Here is a 16,356-nt window from a genome sequence, read left to right as displayed (position 1 = left end):
TCTCCTTTGCTTTCGGTTGACGATGTTCCTTGCTGTTCCTCCCCCGCGGCGGGGGAGGCCCGCGCCCGCCGCGGCCCCGTCACGAGTTGCCTTCCTTCTGCCTGCGGTACTCCGCGAAGTCGAACGGGCCGCGGCGCGCGGCCTCCTCGAGCAGGCGCGAGCGCGGGTGGCGCTCGAGCCGGTACTTCCGGTCCATGAGCGGCATGCACCCGTTCACGAGCACGAGCGCGTCCTCGCGCGGCATGCGCGCCACCTCGGCGGGCTGTATGAGGTCGCGCTCGGAGATGCCGCGGTTCACGGTCCGGGTCCAGCCGGCGCCCCGCGAGTCGCTCTGCGTCTCGCTCGCCACCGTCTGTTTGCCGGCCATCTTGCTGATCTCCTCGTTGGTCTCGTTCGCCTTTCCGCCCAGGTAGAGCAGCGTGTCGCAGGCGTTCACGATGGTCTCGGCGTTGTTGTCGCCGTAGGTCTCCTTCAGCTGCGAGAGAGACTGGGCGATCATCGAGACGGCGATGTTCCGGCTGCGGGTGACGGCGATGGTCCGCTCGAAGTCGGGTATGCGCCCGATGTTGGCGAACTCGTCGAAGACGAAGTGCACCGTCGTGGGCAGCGAGCCGCCGTGCGCCTCGAGCGCCTCGGCGCAGAGCGCGCTCACGGCTGTGTCCATGAGCAGGGCGAACAGGAAGTCGAAGGTCGAGTCGGTGTCGCTCATGGACGCGAAGAGCGCGACCTTGGCGCCCTCGTCGCCCATGTGGGCGAGGCCGAGCTCGTCTTTGGAGGTGAGGTCGCGCACGGCGCGGATGGACAGCGGCTTCAGGCGGACGTTGCAGCTCGAGAGCATCGACTTCATGGTGTCGCCGGCGGCCACGCGGAACTCGCGGTAGCTCGCGAGCGCGAAGTCGTCGGGGGGCGCGGGCTCGCGGACCTTGACCCACTCCCACGCGCCGTCCTCCTCGGCGAAGACGCGCAGCGATCCGCCCTCCGCCGAGGCGCCGCCGCGCCTGACGTAGCGCTCGCCGGTCTCCAGCTCGCGGAACACCATGTCGAGCGGGCTCATGTAGCCCGGGTCGTCGCGGGCGTCGGCGAGCGAGAGCAGCGTGAGCAGCCCGTCGAGGTTTCGGTCGGCAGGCTCGCAGTGCATGACGAGGTAGGCCGTGAGCGCGGTGTAGACCAGGCGCTCGGCCTTCTCCCAGTAGGGGTCGCCCTTGTGGTCGGCCTCGCCCTCGGTGTTGGCGACGATGCCGCGGGCGAAGCGGATGACGCCCGCCTCGTCGCGTATGTAGGCTATGGGGTTGAAGCGCATCGAGCGCGTGAAGTCGATGGTGTCGAACGCGCGGATCTCGTAGCCGAGCTCCGCCAGCGCGCCGCCCATCTCGCGGATGAGCGTGCCCTTCGGGTCGGTCACGAAGAAGCTGGCGTTGGCCTGCAGGAGGTTCGGCTTGACGTAGTAGCGCGTCTTGCCGGTGCCGGGTCCTCCAACCACGAGCACGTTGTCGTTGGTGTCGGTGGAGAGGTCGAACCTGCGGCTCACGAGGCGGATGCGCGCGTTGTCGGTGAGGATGATGTTGTTGTCGGGGTCCTTGGCGTCGCCGAAGGGCGCGATGTCTTTAGGCGTGGCCCACCTGGAGCTACCGTGCTCCTCGCCGTCGCGCCGGGCCCCCTTGGTCCCCAGTGAGCGGGCCCAGGCGATGAGCGCGCCGCACGCGCAGGCGGTCCCGGCGCACAGGGGAAGCGCCTCCGCGGAGAAGACGCGCCCCGCGCGGAGCGCTGCCGGGATCGCCGCCATGGCGGCCTCCGGGTCGAGGATCGGGTTCGCGCCCGACGCCGCGATTGCCGCGGCCGCGAAGTCCCCCGCGGCGAACGCCGCCGCGGCCAGCGCGGCCGCCGCCTGCCACCTCATCTCTCGGGCCCCTCGATCTGGCGCGGGCCGCGGTCCCGGCCGATGCCCTGGCTGTGGGCCCTCGACGCCTCGCGCGCCCGCTCGGCGCGCTCGGCCAGCCGCTCGGGCGCCTGGCGCCTCTCGGCTATCTCGGAGAGCCTCTCCCTTGCGCGCTCGGCGGCCTTTCCCGTCTCTTGCTCGAGCTGTCGGAAGGCCTCGTCGACCTCGGGGGCGTCCTCCACCTTGAAGAGCAGCCAGTCGCGGCCCCCGCCGGGGATGATGTGGTGCTCGACCGACGCGGCGCGCAGCTTGTCGGAGACGACCTCCTTGATCGTCGCGTACTCGGGAAGCCCCGAGAGCTCCTCGAGGCTGAGCTTCGCGTAGGTCGGCGCGCCGTCGGCCGCGATGGCCTCGGCGCGCCCGCCGGCGATGGTCCCGCGGATTCCCGCGAGGCGCTCGGAGAGCTCCCTCGCGCTGCGCGCCATTGCCTCGGCGCCGGCCTCCTGGCCGATCCTCAGCATCCAGTCGAGCAGCTTGCCGCCCGCCTCGTCCCCGTAGTCGCTCGCCATCCCGCGCCTCCCTTCCAGTCGAGATGAAAAGGGGCGCCTTCGCGCCCCGGTCGTCCCTATTCGGCCCCGACGGCCCTCTCGCGCGCCATTGGGGCGCGGGCTTCCTGCCCGGCGTGCGCGCGGCTCGCCTCGCGGGCGGACGCGGCGCGCTGCGCCAGCGGCTCGGGAGCCTTCTCGTGCAGATGGGCCCACTCGCCGCTGCGGCACTGCTCCGGCGTCGCCTCGCACATGTCGCGCATGGCGCGCTCGAACCGCTCGGGCTCCTGGGCGATGGCGCCGAAGCTCCAGCTCTCGAAGCCGGTCCACGCGTCGCCGTCGCGCTTGAGCGTCCACCACTCGTCGCCGCCGTTCACCTGCTGGATGAACGCGAGGTCGCGGTAGCAGAACCCCTGGCGTATGGCCCAGTTGCCCGAGCCGAGCGCCTCGCGGAGCCTGTCGACGCTCTCCGTGCGGGAGAACTCGTAGGGGTACTCCTCGAGGAACGGGTCGTCCTGCCAGTCGAAGCCGCCGACCTTGAGCCAGCCGTTCTCCTGGCACTTCTCCACGAGCCCGTCGTGCTCGCGGCCGGTTATCCTCTCGAAGCCGTCCATGGGCCCTCCGCCTTTCGTTTGTTGCTTGGCGGGCGGCGTCCTCGCGATGGGGGCACGGTGCGAGTCGGAGCAGGCGTGCGTGCTGGCGCGTCGGCGCCGCCCAAGACGTGTATAGCGATTTCGATTGCGGCGGCGACCGGGGCCGCCCGCGATGGGTCGAGCTGGGTCGAGCCGTCCGCGCCTCCACGGGAAGCGCACAAGCTAGCCGAGCCGGCGCCTGTCCCTTCCGCCCAGGTAGACGGGCCTGCAGGTCTGGGAGATCCTGCTCGCGATCGCCTCTGCCGTGACGCGCTCGCCGCGCCTTGCGAGCCTGTCCGCCAGCGCGCCCGGCGCGTAGTTCGACGTGACGATGGTCGGGCGCATGTCCTCGTAGCGCGCGTCGAGCACGCTGAACACGGTGCCGACGGACCATTCCGTCGCGTCCTCCTTGCCGAGGTCGTCGAGCACGAGGACGTCGCACTTGGCGTACCGCGCGACGGCGGCCTCGGTGCCGCCCTCGTCGAACGTGGCCTTCACGCGCTCGAGCATGCCCTTGGCCGTCGTGAAGGCGACGTCGTAGCCGGCCTCGGCGAACAGCCTGGCCATGGCGGAGGCGGAGTGCGTCTTGCCGGCGCCGACGCCCCCGTGTATGTAGAGCCCGGCGCCCCCGTTGCCCGCGAACGAGGCGATGTACTCGGCGAACTCGGGGCGGTCGGCCTCGGCGGCCCGGTAGCGCCTGGGGATGCCCGCGCGCGAGAGCGCCTTCTCCCGGCGGGCGGCCTCCTCCTTGGCGGCGAGGGCCGCGCGCCTTCGCGCCTCGGCCTCCCGCTCACGAGCCGCGCCCTCGCACGGGCAGGGGGCGGCGGAGATCCAGGCGACCCTGCCCGCCAGCGCCGCGCCGAGCGGATCGAGGGCGGCGCCGCAGTGCGGGCACGCCCTCGGCTCCGGCTCGTCGAAGGAGAGCCCGGCCGCCCGGGCCTGCTCCAGGGTGATGAGTCCCGCTCGGTCCATCGGGCGCCCCTTCCTTATCTTCTGAAGTCCTTGTTGTCCCTTTTGCTTATTGGGTGGCAAATCGTCAGGGGTTTCCCTGTCATCTCGTCAGGGGTTCGGGCTGCGAGCCCTGACGGTTCGTCACCCTTGTTCGCGGCGAACCCTGTCATTTCGTCACCCTTTCGCGCCGGGAACCCTGACGAACCGTCAGGGGTTGCCAGCGCTCCGGGCGGCAGCCTCTCGCGCACGATGCGGTACCGCTTGGTGGCGTGCCCGCGTGCCGGGGCGTGCACGCCGCACTCCTCGATGAGGCCCCGGTCGAGCAGGTCGCGGATGGCGCGGTGGACGCTGCGCTCCTGCACGTTGAGGAAGCGGGCCAGGCCGCCCTTGCTCTCGAAGTAGCCGCACCCGGCGTCGCAGAAGCCGAAGATGCGCGCGTAGACGAGCAGGGGAAGGCCGGAGAGGCCCAGGTCCGCCATCATGAAGTGCCGTACCGTCGTGAACTCGCGCGGGGAGGGGCCGTCGCGCCCCTTCGGGCCTGTGGCCGCCATCGGCGCTAGCCCCTTCTGGGCGAGCCGACGACGCTGTTGCGCTCGACCCATGCGACGAGCTCGTCGTGCAGCACGATGCCGTCGCGAGTCTTGCCGCCGATGTAGCGGATCGGGAACGGGTCGTCGGGGTCCTTGGCGAGCCGGTACATGGCGTCGCGGCTGATGCGCAGCATCGCGCACGCCTCGTCGGCGCCGAATATCGCGTTGGTCGATGCGATGAGCCTCACCTGGCTCCTGCTAATGCTCTTGGTCATGGTCGTCCTCGAGCTCCTTTCGTCTCGAGGCTCCCTCGCGTGCCCGGCCGCGGGCGGCTCCTGGGGCGGTCGCCGCCGTCATTTCCTGCCGCTCCTCGACTCGATGTAGGCGTCCACTGACGCCCTCGACACCAGGAGCTTCCTTCCGAGCCTGTACGAGTCGATCTCTCCCGACCAGATGAGGTCGTATGCCTTGTTTCGGCTCGCCCTCATGTACTCTTGCATCTCGATTACCGTCATCCATTCGTCGCGATCTTGGCTTCCCTCGGGCGCGGCGCATTCGGCTGTGTGTGCCATGGTTCCTCCAATCTTCCCGTGCGGCACCGCGCGAGCACACCGCACGGCACCGTGTCCCTTTTCGTCTGCGCGACGATTGAACCGCCTGATGTCGATTGGTGAGCACGGCGGGAGCGGAGACGGGTCGAGATGGGTCGAGCTGGTCGTGCCTTCACGAAACGGCCATGAGCCGCGTGCCTTAGCTCTCAGCTAAGTCCCTGAAAAGTAAAAGGCGCCCATGCGGGCGCCTGCCTAGTAGCTGGAGTTGTTCGGTTGTGGTCGGAATGCTCGTCTTCCGCGGTGCTGTCGTCCGGGGTCCGGCATCTGTCGTTCGCCTCTTCTGTCGTGTTTGATGTTGCGTGTTATGCGAGCGACCTTGCGCGGGCCTGCTGGCCCGTTGCCCCAGGTGCACCCGGATAAATGGTACCCATCCGTTGGAACATGGACATCGCGGGAGGGCTGTTTGGGCAAGCTAGGATGGATGAGCGGCTGGGTTCTAAATGCAATAATTCGAGCTAAAGGGCCTTGTACTCTCTTTTGTAAAACGCGAGGGTGCAATAAACTCGACGATCCCCCTGAACCTTTTCTGAACGAATCGGCTCTTAGGCGGTATGACGCGACACGCATCGGTAGTGCTCGGACTGGGTTAGTCATCGAGTGGGTATAGAACATACGTTCTGTATAACGTTATAGCACCAGGTGGCAGGCGTAGTTTCAATCGAAGCTACGCCTGCTGCTATATATGGGTTGATGGTGGTATCAATGACCGCGATGCTTCTGTTTGCGCTTCAGTTTTCGCTGCTCGAAGCGCGCCTCCGCCTCATCCGCGCGACGCTGGCTTCTTGCTTGAGCCGATTTCCGCTTCATCGTCTCCCGCTGATTCGCGAGCGCCTGCTGCGCCTTGGTGCTCATCGCCGGCTGCTTGAGGGCTTTCGCCGCCTCGCGGGCGCGTCGCTTGGGGTTCTTCGCGGGCTTGCTCGCCTCGGCCGGACCGTGGCAGAAGAACGAGAGCTTCGCCCATTTGCTGACAACGAATCGCAGGATCTCCTCATTGGACGGTTCTGCGCCGAAGACGATGCGGGCGGCGCCGTATCTGCCGTCCTCGACGTGCTCCGCCAGCCCGACCCAGAATTGGCCGTCGTGATATACGGTCAGGGTGGACGACACGCTGATCTGCATGGCTGGTTCCTCCTTTATGTAGATGACCATGCAGAGAAGGGACAACCAAGGAGGCAGGTTACTGATGCGGACTCCCGCACGCCCACGACTACCCGACGGGGACTGTGTTTTCATCTCTGGTGCCCGCATTGTAGCACGCGCGGATTCACGATGTTGATTGCCGGCGCCTAGACGGAGATGAAGGCGGTTCGATCTAGGTCAAGCCGGTCGCTCGTTCATGAAGCGGCCGATTCCCTGAAAATAAAAGGCGCCCACGAGGACACCTACAGGCTATCTTCGAACTACTTGGTTGGGGCAGACGGAGGAAAAAAATAGGGCAGAATCGCTCTCACGATCCCGCCCCGCAAACCCGAGGGTTTCTAACTGGCTCCATTATTCCGGGCTTCTCAGTTCTGTCATTGACCCAGGTATCATCCGTCTCCTATAGCGAGTGAATATAAAAATAGGGCAGAGTCGCTTGCGCAAGTCCGCCCCTAAAACCGTGAAGGTTTTGCTATCTGCAGGCTATTCTACCAACCCGAGCGATTCTGTCAACCTGCGAAGGAACTCGAGCGCGGAGCGAGCTGCGGCGTCGGGCCCCTTGTCGGGCAGCGCCTCGGTTTCGCCGTCGGCCCTGGCGAACATCTCGGCGAGCTCGGATGCGGCGCGCGAGCGCGAGGAGCCCTCGGGTACCAAGCCGGAGTGCGCCACGAGCACGGTCGCGACCTCCTGCATGGCCGTATTCCCCATCCACTTCCTCCTGGTCGCCTTGGGAATCCCCACGGCGGCGACCCTTCGGGAGACGCCGCTGGACGCCGAGCCCCGGGCGGCGCCCCTCTCGGCGAAGCAGTTGATCAGGCACGAGCCGTGCGCGGCGCAGTTGCGGGACTTCACGCGCTTGAGGTCGTAGTGGGAGGCCTCGAGGCGCCTGTCGCCCCATCGCCTGGCGCAGAAGCGCACGAAGTCGATGAGGGTGCCGAACGAGGTGAGCTCAAGGAAGGCCCAGGCAGGCATGTCGCCGGAGTACTTCGCGTAGAGGCTCGAGCTGTAGGGGCTGCGGCCGCTCATCTTGAGCTCGCGCAGGCGGTACTCCCTGTTTGCAGTGGTAAGCGATGCCATGTAGTCGGCCACGATGGCGTAGCCGTCCTCTCCACGGTCCTCCATCTCGCGAAGCAGTGTCACCTTCTGGAAATGCTCGATGTCGAGCGTCATGCCGAGCAGGGCGTGGCGCAGCTCCTGGTCGAGCGCCGCGAGCAGGCGCAGCTGGCCGAAGTCGAGGTCTACGTAGCGGCCGTCGCGCGGGCCTCCCTCGTATTTCGAGAAGAGTTTGCGGTAGGATGCGAGCTTGAAGAAGTTGCACTTGTCGCGCAGGTAGTCCGCGGCCTCTTCCTCGGAACACAGTTCGAAGGCTACGCCCTTCTGCTTGAGGTGCTCTATCTGCTGCTCGATCGTGAGGATCGGCTTCCTATCGTGGGGTTCGGCCATGCTCGGTCTCCTGTCATTGATTTGAGAATCCTATTCTACCAGCATGTTTGCCCTGAATCCTGAAGGCCCGTTCGCCAACTCATAAGCAAGCCACCTGAGACTACTCACTTTGTTCACGAATGGCGAAGACCTGCGACCTGGGGTTTTGCAAATGGCGCGCAAGCCACCCGCGTTAATTCACTTGCGATTGCAGCTGGCGGCTTGCGGGCAAAAGGGCGGTTGAGTTTCAAAACGGGCGTTTTCGGCGCCATCGAGCCTCCAAAGGCGACCCGCCGCGCACTTTGGGACAAAAACAAAAACTCAAAGCCCTGAGTTTGAAAAAAGTTTTTGAGGTTGTCCCAGCTTTTGTCCCCGAAGCCGACGAAACGCGACATCGCGTCATTCGGCGGCACGCGTTCCGTGTCGATGCCGAAAACTGGGTGTAACTGGAGTGACGGGACGGCAGAACCGACGCCATCGAGTGGGAGTGACATTCGCGGTGAAACCATGCCCCCTCTGACGAGGGGGCTTCCGCGAAGCGGGTGGGGGAGAGACACATAACGGAACCCCACCCGCCAAACCCCAGAGTCGCAACAAACCGTTATATTGAAAACGCAACCTCCGAAACCTCAAGTTGGGAGACATGGTGAGCGCAATCCTCGAAGGAAAGCCCGACAAATCACTGATACTGGTCACCGGACGCACCTATCCGAAGCTGGCGGCGGACGTCGCCGAACAGCTCGGCATCGACGTGCTCGAGACCACGGCATACGACTTCGCCAACGGAGAGATGTACGTGCGCTACACTGACTCCGTGCGCGGCTCCGACGTGTTCGTGATCCAAAGCCACGCCGACGACGTGAACAAGGCCATCATGGAGCAGCTCATCATGATCGACGCGGCCAAGCGCGCCTCCGCCCGCTCCATCACCGCCGTCTGTCCGCTGATCGGCTATTCGCGGCAGGACAAGAAGCACCGCGGCCGCGAGCCCATCTCCTGCCGCCTGATCTTCGACCTGCTGCGCACCGCCGGCGCCGACCGCGTCATGTCCGTCGATCTGCACGCGGCGCAGTCCCAGGCCTTCTTCGACGGCCCCGTCGACCATCTCTTCGCGATGCCGGTGCTCGTCGACTACATCCGCGACCGCTTCGCCGGGCGCCTCGACAACGTCGCCGTCGTCTCCCCGGACGCCGGCCGCATCCGCGTGGCCGAGCAGTGGGCCCAGCGTCTCGGCGGCGGACCCCTCGCCTTCGTCCACAAGACCCGGGACATCACCCGTCCCAACCAGGCCGTCGCCAACCGCGTCGTCGGCGAGGTCGAAGGCAAGGACTGCGTGCTTGTCGACGACCTGATCGACACGGCCGGCACAATCGCGGGCGCCTGCAAGGTGCTCAGGGAGGCGGGCGCCGCCTCCGTCACCGTCGTGGCCACGCACGGCGTGCTCTCCGGACCCGCCGTCGAACGGCTCAAGGGCTGCGGCGCCTCGGAGGTCGTGCTCACCGACACCGTGCCGATCCCCGAGGAGAAGCGTTGGGACGGACTGACCGTCCTGTCCATCGCCCCGTTGCTCGGCGGCGCCATCCGCGCCGTCTTCGAGGACGGCTCCGTCGCGCGGCTCTTCGACACCTATCCCGAGCACCACGGTCAGGGCTTCCTGTTCGCCTGACGGCGCGGCATCCGCCGACCCGCCGGACCACCGCACAGCGCGGCGATGACGGGTATATGGTATAAATGAATACTTGGCGGGCCCCAAGCCCGCCGATCCCCCATGGTGTAATGGCAGCACACGGGTCTTTGGAACCCTTTGTCTTGGTTCGAGTCCAGGTGGGGGAACGAATATGGGCGGTCCGATTCACCGGAGGGTGATTCGGCCCGCCTTTCGTCTGTGAAGGAGAAATCCAATGGCATCATTGTCCGCCGCGATCGTCCTCGCCGCGGGAGAAGGCTCCCGCATGCGTTCCGCCAAACCGAAGGTGCTCCACGAATTCGCCGGCCGCACCTTCCTCGAGCGGGTGATGAGCGCTGTGTCGGCGCTGAATCCCGACACGCTGGCCGTGGTCGTTCACCATCAGGCCGAGCGCGTCTCCGAGGCCGCGCGCAGCTATGACTCCGGCGTGCGCATCGTCGCCCAGGACGACATCCCCGGCACCGGGCGCGCCGTGCAGTGCGCGATGGCGCAGCTGACCGCGGAAGGCCCGCTCACCGGTCCCGTGCTCATCGCCGCCTCCGACATGCCGCTGCTCGACGCCGACACGCTCGAGCGGCTCGTCGATTTCCATACCGAAAGCAAGAACGGCGCCACCGTCCTGACCACCAACCTCGACGATCCCACCGGATACGGCCGCATCATCCGCGACCAGGAGGGCAACGTGCTGCGCATCGTCGAACAGGCCGACGCCAATGCCTCCGAACTGGCCGTCCATGAGGTGAACACCTCCGTCTATGTCTTCGAAGCCGATGTGCTGGCCGACGCCATCGCCGCGCTCGACTCCGACAACGCGCAGGGCGAGTTCTATCTGACCGACGCGCTGGAGACCGCCAACGAAAGCTGGTCCGTCGGCGCCTTCGTGGCCCCCGACCCCCTGAGCGTCGAAGGCGTCAACGACCGCGTGCAGCTCGCCGCGCTCGCCAAGGCACATAACCGCCGCATCTGCGAGGACTGGATGCGCCGCGGAGTGACGATCCTCGACCCCGAGACCACATGGATCGAGGACGAAGTCAAGCTTTCCCGCGATGTGACCGTGCTTCCCGGCAGCTTCCTCAAGGGGCACACCGTCGTCGGCCCCGAGGCCGTCGTCGGCCCCTACACGACGCTGATCGATGCGACCGTCGACACGGGCGCCGTCGTCGAACGCTCCCGCGTGCAGGAATCCCATATCGGCGCCGGCGCCAACATCGGACCGTGGACCTACCTGCGCCCGGGCAACGAGTTCGGCGAGGGGGCGAAGGCCGGCGCGTTCGTCGAGATGAAGAAGGCGCATATCGGCAATGGCACCAAGGTCCCGCACCTGTCCTATGTCGGCGACGCCGAGCTCGGCGACAACACCAACGTCGGCGGCGGCACCATCACCGCCAACTACGACGGCGTGCACAAGAACCGCACCGTCATCGGCTCCGGCTGCCATGTCGGCGCCGGCAACCTCTTCGTCGCGCCCGTCGCCGTCGGCGACGACGTGACCACCGGCGCCGGCTCCGTCGTCCGGCATGACGTACCCGACGGCACGATGGTGTATTCGGAGAACACCCAGCACAACATCGAGGGCTGGAAGCCCGCCTGGGAACGCTGATCCATCGCATCCCAGGGTCGTCGACCCATTGAAAGGAGCCCCATGCCCGCCCTGCCCGAATCCATCGCCTCGCTGCGCATCGCCGCCGCGGCCGCCGACCGTCTCAAGGCCACCGACATCGTCGCCTTCGATGTGTCCGACCTGCTCGGCATCACCGATGCGATGATGGTCGCCGGCGCCTCCAACGAGCGCCAGGTGCTCGCTGTCGCCGAGGAGATCGAAAAGGACCTCTACCTGAAGGACGGCGGACGCAAGGCGCGCTCCCGCGAGGGGCTGACCGAGGGGCAGTGGGTGCTGCTCGACTTCGGCGACTTCGTGATCCACGTCATGCACGACGAGGCCCGCGCCTTCTACGGTCTGGAACGCCTATGGCGCGATCGGCCAGCCATCGATCTGGGTCTCGGGCATCCGGAGCATGCGCGGACGGATGCCGCCGACGCGGCGGATCCCATGACGGAGGGCCAGGCATGAGCGCGCGGCATGTCCGTTCCATCGTCCTCGTGCGGCATGGACGCACCGCATACAACGCGGCCCATCGGCTGCAGGGGCAGGTCGACATTCCGCTCGACGAGGTGGGGCGGCGGCAGGTCGAGATCACCGGCCGTGCGCTGCGTGAGCTGTATGTGAATCGTCGGCCCGAGGTCACCGGCCGGCTCGTCATCTGCTCCGACCTTGGGCGGGCGGCGGCCACCGCGCATGCCTTCGCCGACCCATTGGGACTCGAGGTCCACCCCGATGAACGTGTGCGCGAACGCAGTTTCGGCGATTGGGAGGGGATGTCGGTCGAGGAACTCGCCGAGCGCTATCCCGAGGACTTCCGGCTGTGGGCCGAGCATCGGGGCGGCGAGATGCGCCATCACGCCGAGTCGAAGCAGGCCGTGGGCGAGCGCGGTTGCGAGGCCATCGAGGACTGGGCCTCGCGCGCGGGGGCGGACACCGACCTCTTCGTCTTCTCTCATGGCGCCTGGATCTCCCAGACGCTGCAGCATCTGCTTGGCATCGACCATGCCGATCCCACCTATGCCTCGGTCATGGGTATGCGCAACGCCCACTGGGCGCGTCTGCTGCCGATGGATCTGTCTGACGGCGGGCTGCGCTGGCGGCTCATCGATTACAACCATGGGCCGGCCGAGGCCGACACCGATCAGTGGGAGCGGGTGTAGGGCGCTCGCGCGTCCGGAAGACCATGTTCCGTGCCTATGCCGTTTGTGGCTGCAATGCGGGAATGGTCTCCTTATTTCTGGGAATTACATGCCTGGGATATGCGCGACACGCGGTGTTTTGGTTTTTCTGCGGTTTGTTGTAATGTATCAAAGGCTTCGCAAGGAGCTGATAAAAGAAAATGGGGCTATGGCGCAGCTGGTAGCGCATCTCCATGGCATGGAGAGGGTCAGGGGTTCGAATCCCCTTAGCTCCACGAGGAAGCCTTCACTGGTTTCTCAACTGGTTCGCAGTGGGTTCGTCGGAACTCATGTGGGCCGGATAACTTCATACGGGGCTATGGCGCAGCTGGTAGCGCATCTCCATGGCATGGAGAGGGTCAGGGGTTCGAATCCCCTTAGCTCCACCATCCGAAACCCTTTGTGTTAGCGCAAAGGGTTTTCTTGTATTCGCTGAAATGACGATGATACTGTTTCTCCGCGGGGGGGGGGTATCATATGCGGCATGGAATTGATTGAGACTTGGGTTGGGGAGCCGGAACGCACGTATTCGCTCTTTCAGAAGTTCACGTCGGATGAGAACGGGTTCGAGAACCCGGCCGCCGGCATGGGAAAGATTGAGTTCGCGGCATATGTGCGCGGGCTGAAGGACGAGGCCGAGGGCGTGGGCTTGCAGCCCGGCTGGGTGTCGGCGACCAAATACATCCTCGTCGATGACGAGGGGGAGTATGTCGGCATCGTCAACCTGCGCCACGAACTCACCGATGCATTGAGGAACGGGGCCGGGCATATCGGATACGGCATCGCGCCCGAATATCGCGGCCATGGATATGCGACCGAGGGGCTGCGGCTGGCGTTGATCGAGGCGCGCGAACACTTCGGCATCCGGGAGGCCTACCTCTCGGTGCGCAAGGACAATCCCGCCTCGCTGGCCGTCCAGCGCCACCTTGGCGCCCGCATCGACCACGAGGACGACGAGGAGTATTACACGCGCATCGACACCACGGCCGTCGCCTAGGCACCGTCGGCGTCGTCCGGCGCCGAGCCGCCGATGCCGACGCATGTGGCTGTATGGAACTTCCAGTCCAGAGCATGTCCGTCGTCGACGGCTCGGTCATGCGAGGAACGGGATATGCCCGCGTGCGGGAATGCGCGGGGTTGGGGCGGATGCGTTTGGATGACGGATTACACGCCGGCGGAGCGGAGTCTTACTGCGGCGGCCATGCCGCCGTCGCCATAGGTCGGATGGGCCATGAAATCCGCGGAGCCGGGTTCGGCATCCGGGCCGGATACGATGTCAGGGCGATTGCGCACCGCGCGCTCCCAACGGTTGAGCCGGTCGATGGAGATCGCCTCGATGCCGCACAACGCATCCGCCACATGCGCGCGATAGGATTCCCGATGCTTGCCGATGATGAGGCGCATAAGATCCAGCCGCTTGTCCATGCTGGTGATATTCGGCGACGTCGGCGCCGTGCGATATTCGATTAACGGCTCGGGCACGATATCCACTGACGCTCCCTCGCCGCCCGCTTCCAGCAGGGACAGCGAGCAATCCCAGTCCTCGAAACCGGAGCGCATCGTCTCGTCGTATCCGCCGGTTTTCCCATACACGTCGCGGCGTATCAGGCAGGTCGCCGGGCAGCAGTTGCGCGCCAGGAACGCTTCGATGCGCCCGCCGGTCGGCCGCACCTCGGATTCCAATATGCCGAACGTGGACATCCAACCGGATGCGGTCACGGTCATCGGATTGGCATCCAACTGGGCGGCGGTCCGTTCGAGGAACGGCGGCTTGAGCCGGTCGTCGCCGTCCAGCACACAGACGTAGCGGCCGTTCGTGGCGCGGATGCCCGCGTTGCGCGCGGCCGAGGGGCCTGCGTTGGATTGACGGATGACCCTGAGCACGACGCCTGCCGACGGATTGAACTCCCGCTCCAATTGCGCCAGCATCTCCAGCGATACCGGATCGGTGGAGCCATCGTCCACGACGACGATTGAATCGGGTCGCAAGGTCTGCGCCGCCGCGGACATGACGGCCTCGCGGATGAACAGGCCTTGGTTGAAGCTCGTGACGACGACGTCGATGCCGGTGCGCGTGTGATTCATGGGACTAGCCTACATCCTGGCGCCGGTTTCGTAGGCAGGGCAACGGGGAGGGGCGGATGCTGGCGGGATGTGTATCGTTCGCGTCTCCACGGCGTCATCGGTTGCGTCGTGCATGCGGCTGGCGTTGGGGACAGGGTGTGGTTAACTACCATGCTTGTGTCCAATATGGGACACAATGTTATGTGAAAGGACTATCGATGAACGAGGTCGTGGAGCAATCCATCGCCTTCGAACAGACGCTCAAGAAGCGGGAGGATGCCTATCGCCGCTACGCGGCGGCGCTGGGCCTGACCAACACCGAACTGTGGGCGCTCGATGCGCTGTGGCGCGCCGGTGGCGAGGCCGAGCAACGGCATCTATGCAAAGCGTGGCTGTTTCCCAAACAGACGGTCAGCCATGCATTGGCGAAACTGGGGGCGCGCGGATTGGTGACGTTGGACCCGATCGAAGGCACTCGTGGTGGCAAACTCGCACGCCTGACCGAGATGGGACGGGCATATTGCGAACATGAGCTTGCCGATCTGGTCGCAGCCGAACGCGACAGCTTCGCGCAGTTCACGGTGCAGGAACGCGTCGCGCTTGTCGACCTGTCACAGCGCCAATGCGACGCGCTGGCGGAGGCCGTCGCGCGCTTCGTCGTCTCGCGCTCAAGCGGGACAGGCGACCTGCACGTGGATGGATCGGATGATGCGATGCGATTCGTGTATGGCGTGAATGAGGCGACGCAACCGGTAAACGATGCGGAGGAGACGGATGCAGACGCTGAATCCAAGGCGGCTGCAGGAAAGGAGAACCAATGACCCGCGCGACCTCATCCACCTGGCTGTTGGTGCCCCAACCCCGCCTCGGCATGCCCGGGCTCGTGGGCCTGCTGGCCGTGGCGAACACCATCGTGCCGCTTTCGCTCGATATGTACACGCCCGCCGTGCCCTCCATGCCGTCCCAATTCGGCACCACCGCCTCGCTGGTCAACCTCACGATCCTCGGGTTCTTCCTGTTCTATGCGATCGGTCTGTTGGTCTTCGGCCCCTTGAGCGACAAATGGGGTCGCAAGCCGGTGCTGGTCGGAGGCATGGCCGCATACACCATCGGCAGCGTGCTGTGCGCCCTGTCCTTCGATATCTGGATGCTCATCGGCTCGCGCGTGATCGAGGCGCTGGGCGCAGGCGCGGTGACCGCCGTGTCCACCGCCCTCATCAAGGACTGCTTCGCCTTGGGCGTGCGCGCCAAGATCCTCTCCCTGCAGCAGGTCATCGCCGTCATCGGGCCGGTCGCCGCGCCCCTGCTCGGCGGCTTCATCATCCGCGTCCTGCACTGGGAGGCGACCTTCTGGACGCTTGCCGTCATCGGATTGGCATGCACCATCGCCGCCCTGATGCTCGCCGAAAGCCTGCCTGCGGGACGTCGCAACACCACCGGCGTGCTGCGCTCGCTGACCAAGCTCGGCGTCGTCGCCCGAGACAAAGGCTTCACCTCCTTCCTGCTGTCGGTCGCGATGATCAATGTGCCATTCATGGGATACGTGGCCGCCGCCTCCTACATCTACGTCGACCGCTTCGGCCTCGACGAACAGATGTACGGCGTGTTCTTCGCTTCCGCGGCCCTCGTCGGAGCATTCGGTCCCGTCGTCTACCTGCGCCTGTCGAAACGCATACCACCGCTGCGCTTCACCTACCTGCTCATGGCGATGGCCGCCGTGGGTGGTGCGCTGATGCTGGCGGTCGGGGGAGCGGGGCCGGTCGCCTTCTGCGCCACGGCCATCATCGTCGGATTCGTCGAAGCGGCGATGCGCCCCTACACCACCGACATCCTGCTGCGTCAGCATGACCGAGAGGCCGGCTCCGCCAGTTCCCTCATCAACTTCACGCACACCGCCTTGGGATGCGTGGGCATGTGGGCGGTCATGCTGCCGTGGCCCGGCTACGTCGAAGGCATCGCCGCGCTCACCCTCGGTTCGATGGCCGTCGCGCTTGTCATCCTCGTGCCCTTGTCACGCTCCGCTGCCGCACCCAGGGGATTGACCACGACGCCGCAGTCATAAGCGACGTGGGCATACGGGGCTGGGCGATGCCAGCTGGTGAAGAACGACCGTGCGA

At 65.9% G+C, this 16,356-nt stretch carries 18 protein-coding genes and 3 tRNA genes; 10 read left to right on the top strand and 11 right to left on the bottom strand.

Annotated features, from left to right (window positions below):
* Positions 1–79: 79 nt before the first annotated feature.
* From AC1AUD_RS01505 to AC1AUD_RS01460, 10 genes are all read right to left on the bottom strand, one after another.
* Complete coding sequence (locus AC1AUD_RS01505; protein ID WP_476571413.1) at positions 80–1,897, bottom strand: VirD4-like conjugal transfer protein, CD1115 family; 1,818 nt, start codon at positions 1,895–1,897, stop codon at positions 80–82.
* A complete protein-coding gene (locus AC1AUD_RS01500) occupies positions 1,894–2,445 on the bottom strand; it encodes a hypothetical protein (protein ID WP_042433157.1) in 552 nt (183 codons plus the stop codon). Before AC1AUD_RS01500 ends, AC1AUD_RS01505 begins: the two co-directional genes overlap by 4 nt.
* Positions 2,446–2,501: 56 nt before the next feature.
* Positions 2,502–2,990, bottom strand: coding sequence for a hypothetical protein (locus AC1AUD_RS01495; RefSeq protein WP_476571411.1), 489 nt, complete (start codon positions 2,988–2,990; stop codon positions 2,502–2,504).
* A 246-nt stretch (positions 2,991–3,236) separates the two neighbouring features.
* Positions 3,237–4,025: an ATP-binding protein gene (locus tag AC1AUD_RS01490; RefSeq protein WP_451918455.1), complete on the bottom strand. Its 789-nt coding sequence runs from the start codon at positions 4,023–4,025 to the stop codon at positions 3,237–3,239.
* A gap of 14 nt (positions 4,026–4,039) precedes the next feature.
* Positions 4,040–4,555 carry a hypothetical protein gene (locus tag AC1AUD_RS01485; RefSeq protein WP_451918454.1) on the bottom strand — a complete coding sequence of 172 codons (516 nt, stop codon included), beginning with the start codon at positions 4,553–4,555 and terminating at the stop codon, positions 4,040–4,042.
* A gap of 5 nt (positions 4,556–4,560) precedes the next feature.
* Entirely contained in the window at positions 4,561–4,809 is a 249-nt protein-coding gene (locus tag AC1AUD_RS01480; protein WP_042433145.1) for a helix-turn-helix transcriptional regulator, read from the bottom strand.
* Between the two features lie 78 nt (positions 4,810–4,887).
* The gene (locus tag AC1AUD_RS01475) at positions 4,888–5,106 is read right to left on the bottom strand and encodes a helix-turn-helix domain-containing protein (protein WP_075844147.1); all 219 of its coding nucleotides are present in this window, start codon (positions 5,104–5,106) and stop codon (positions 4,888–4,890) included.
* Between the two features lie 738 nt (positions 5,107–5,844).
* Complete coding sequence (locus AC1AUD_RS01470) at positions 5,845–6,264, bottom strand: YjdF family protein (RefSeq protein ID WP_042433139.1); 420 nt, start codon at positions 6,262–6,264, stop codon at positions 5,845–5,847.
* Between the two features lie 504 nt (positions 6,265–6,768).
* Entirely contained in the window at positions 6,769–7,728 is a 960-nt protein-coding gene (locus AC1AUD_RS01465) for an Abi family protein (RefSeq protein ID WP_476571407.1), read from the bottom strand.
* A gap of 113 nt (positions 7,729–7,841) precedes the next feature.
* Positions 7,842–8,201 carry a hypothetical protein gene (locus tag AC1AUD_RS01460; protein ID WP_476571405.1) on the bottom strand — a complete coding sequence of 120 codons (360 nt, stop codon included), beginning with the start codon at positions 8,199–8,201 and terminating at the stop codon, positions 7,842–7,844.
* Positions 8,202–8,350: 149 nt separating this feature from the next.
* On the opposite strand from AC1AUD_RS01460, the gene AC1AUD_RS01455 reads away from it, so the two are divergent.
* From AC1AUD_RS01455 to AC1AUD_RS01420, 8 genes are all read left to right on the top strand, one after another.
* Entirely contained in the window at positions 8,351–9,373 is a 1,023-nt protein-coding gene (locus AC1AUD_RS01455; RefSeq protein WP_476571403.1) for a ribose-phosphate diphosphokinase, read from the top strand.
* Positions 9,374–9,469: 96 nt separating this feature from the next.
* A tRNA-Gln gene (locus tag AC1AUD_RS01450) sits at positions 9,470–9,540 on the top strand.
* A gap of 68 nt (positions 9,541–9,608) precedes the next feature.
* Positions 9,609–10,994, top strand: coding sequence for a bifunctional UDP-N-acetylglucosamine diphosphorylase/glucosamine-1-phosphate N-acetyltransferase GlmU (gene glmU / locus AC1AUD_RS01445; protein ID WP_476571401.1), 1,386 nt, complete (start codon positions 9,609–9,611; stop codon positions 10,992–10,994).
* A gap of 42 nt (positions 10,995–11,036) precedes the next feature.
* The gene (gene rsfS / locus AC1AUD_RS01440) at positions 11,037–11,465 is read left to right on the top strand and encodes a ribosome silencing factor (RefSeq protein WP_476571399.1); all 429 of its coding nucleotides are present in this window, start codon (positions 11,037–11,039) and stop codon (positions 11,463–11,465) included.
* On the top strand, positions 11,462–12,157 hold the full coding sequence (locus AC1AUD_RS01435) for a histidine phosphatase family protein (RefSeq protein ID WP_476571397.1): 696 nt from the start codon (positions 11,462–11,464) through the stop codon (positions 12,155–12,157). The genes rsfS and AC1AUD_RS01435 overlap by 4 nt, the downstream gene beginning before the upstream one ends.
* A 181-nt stretch (positions 12,158–12,338) precedes the next feature.
* A tRNA-Ala gene (locus AC1AUD_RS01430) sits at positions 12,339–12,411 on the top strand.
* 77 nt (positions 12,412–12,488) lie between these two features.
* Positions 12,489–12,564, top strand: a tRNA-Ala gene (locus AC1AUD_RS01425).
* Positions 12,565–12,659: 95 nt separating this feature from the next.
* A complete protein-coding gene (locus AC1AUD_RS01420; RefSeq protein WP_476571395.1) occupies positions 12,660–13,172 on the top strand; it encodes a GNAT family N-acetyltransferase in 513 nt (170 codons plus the stop codon).
* A 167-nt stretch (positions 13,173–13,339) separates the two neighbouring features.
* Here AC1AUD_RS01420 and AC1AUD_RS01415 read toward each other — a convergent pair whose 3' ends face one another.
* Positions 13,340–14,260: a glycosyltransferase family A protein gene (locus tag AC1AUD_RS01415; RefSeq protein WP_476571393.1), complete on the bottom strand. Its 921-nt coding sequence runs from the start codon at positions 14,258–14,260 to the stop codon at positions 13,340–13,342.
* Between the two features lie 197 nt (positions 14,261–14,457).
* On the opposite strand from AC1AUD_RS01415, the gene AC1AUD_RS01410 reads away from it, so the two are divergent.
* Both AC1AUD_RS01410 and AC1AUD_RS01405 read left to right on the top strand, forming a co-directional pair.
* A complete protein-coding gene (locus AC1AUD_RS01410; protein ID WP_476571391.1) occupies positions 14,458–15,060 on the top strand; it encodes a MarR family winged helix-turn-helix transcriptional regulator in 603 nt (200 codons plus the stop codon).
* Positions 15,057–16,301 (top strand): MFS transporter, encoded by a 1,245-nt coding sequence (locus AC1AUD_RS01405; protein WP_476571389.1) that lies wholly within the window; start codon positions 15,057–15,059, stop codon positions 16,299–16,301. Before AC1AUD_RS01410 ends, AC1AUD_RS01405 begins: the two co-directional genes overlap by 4 nt.
* Positions 16,302–16,356 lie beyond the last annotated feature (55 nt).

The organism is Bifidobacterium sp. LH_730, assembly GCF_056355835.1.
This window is presented reverse-complemented; position numbering and strand designations above follow the sequence as displayed.

Coding starts and splice junctions, on each gene's coding strand:
- AC1AUD_RS01505 (WP_476571413.1), bottom strand. CDS start 1,897: ATGAGGTGGCAGGCGGCGGCCGCGCTGGCCGCGGCGGCGTTCGCCGCG.
- AC1AUD_RS01500 (WP_042433157.1), bottom strand. CDS start 2,445: ATGGCGAGCGACTACGGGGACGAGGCGGGCGGCAAGCTGCTCGACTGG.
- AC1AUD_RS01490 (WP_451918455.1), bottom strand. CDS start 4,025: ATGGACCGAGCGGGACTCATCACCCTGGAGCAGGCCCGGGCGGCCGGG.
- AC1AUD_RS01485 (WP_451918454.1), bottom strand. CDS start 4,555: ATGGCGGCCACAGGCCCGAAGGGGCGCGACGGCCCCTCCCCGCGCGAG.
- AC1AUD_RS01480 (WP_042433145.1), bottom strand. CDS start 4,809: ATGACCAAGAGCATTAGCAGGAGCCAGGTGAGGCTCATCGCATCGACC.
- AC1AUD_RS01475 (WP_075844147.1), bottom strand. CDS start 5,106: ATGGCACACACAGCCGAATGCGCCGCGCCCGAGGGAAGCCAAGATCGC.
- AC1AUD_RS01470 (WP_042433139.1), bottom strand. CDS start 6,264: ATGCAGATCAGCGTGTCGTCCACCCTGACCGTATATCACGACGGCCAA.
- AC1AUD_RS01465 (WP_476571407.1), bottom strand. CDS start 7,728: ATGGCCGAACCCCACGATAGGAAGCCGATCCTCACGATCGAGCAGCAG.
- AC1AUD_RS01460 (WP_476571405.1), bottom strand. CDS start 8,201: ATGTCACTCCCACTCGATGGCGTCGGTTCTGCCGTCCCGTCACTCCAG.
- AC1AUD_RS01455 (WP_476571403.1), top strand. CDS start 8,351: ATGGTGAGCGCAATCCTCGAAGGAAAGCCCGACAAATCACTGATACTG.
- glmU (WP_476571401.1), top strand. CDS start 9,609: ATGGCATCATTGTCCGCCGCGATCGTCCTCGCCGCGGGAGAAGGCTCC.
- rsfS (WP_476571399.1), top strand. CDS start 11,037: ATGCCCGCCCTGCCCGAATCCATCGCCTCGCTGCGCATCGCCGCCGCG.
- AC1AUD_RS01435 (WP_476571397.1), top strand. CDS start 11,462: ATGAGCGCGCGGCATGTCCGTTCCATCGTCCTCGTGCGGCATGGACGC.
- AC1AUD_RS01420 (WP_476571395.1), top strand. CDS start 12,660: ATGGAATTGATTGAGACTTGGGTTGGGGAGCCGGAACGCACGTATTCG.
- AC1AUD_RS01415 (WP_476571393.1), bottom strand. CDS start 14,260: ATGAATCACACGCGCACCGGCATCGACGTCGTCGTCACGAGCTTCAAC.
- AC1AUD_RS01410 (WP_476571391.1), top strand. CDS start 14,458: ATGAACGAGGTCGTGGAGCAATCCATCGCCTTCGAACAGACGCTCAAG.
- AC1AUD_RS01405 (WP_476571389.1), top strand. CDS start 15,057: ATGACCCGCGCGACCTCATCCACCTGGCTGTTGGTGCCCCAACCCCGC.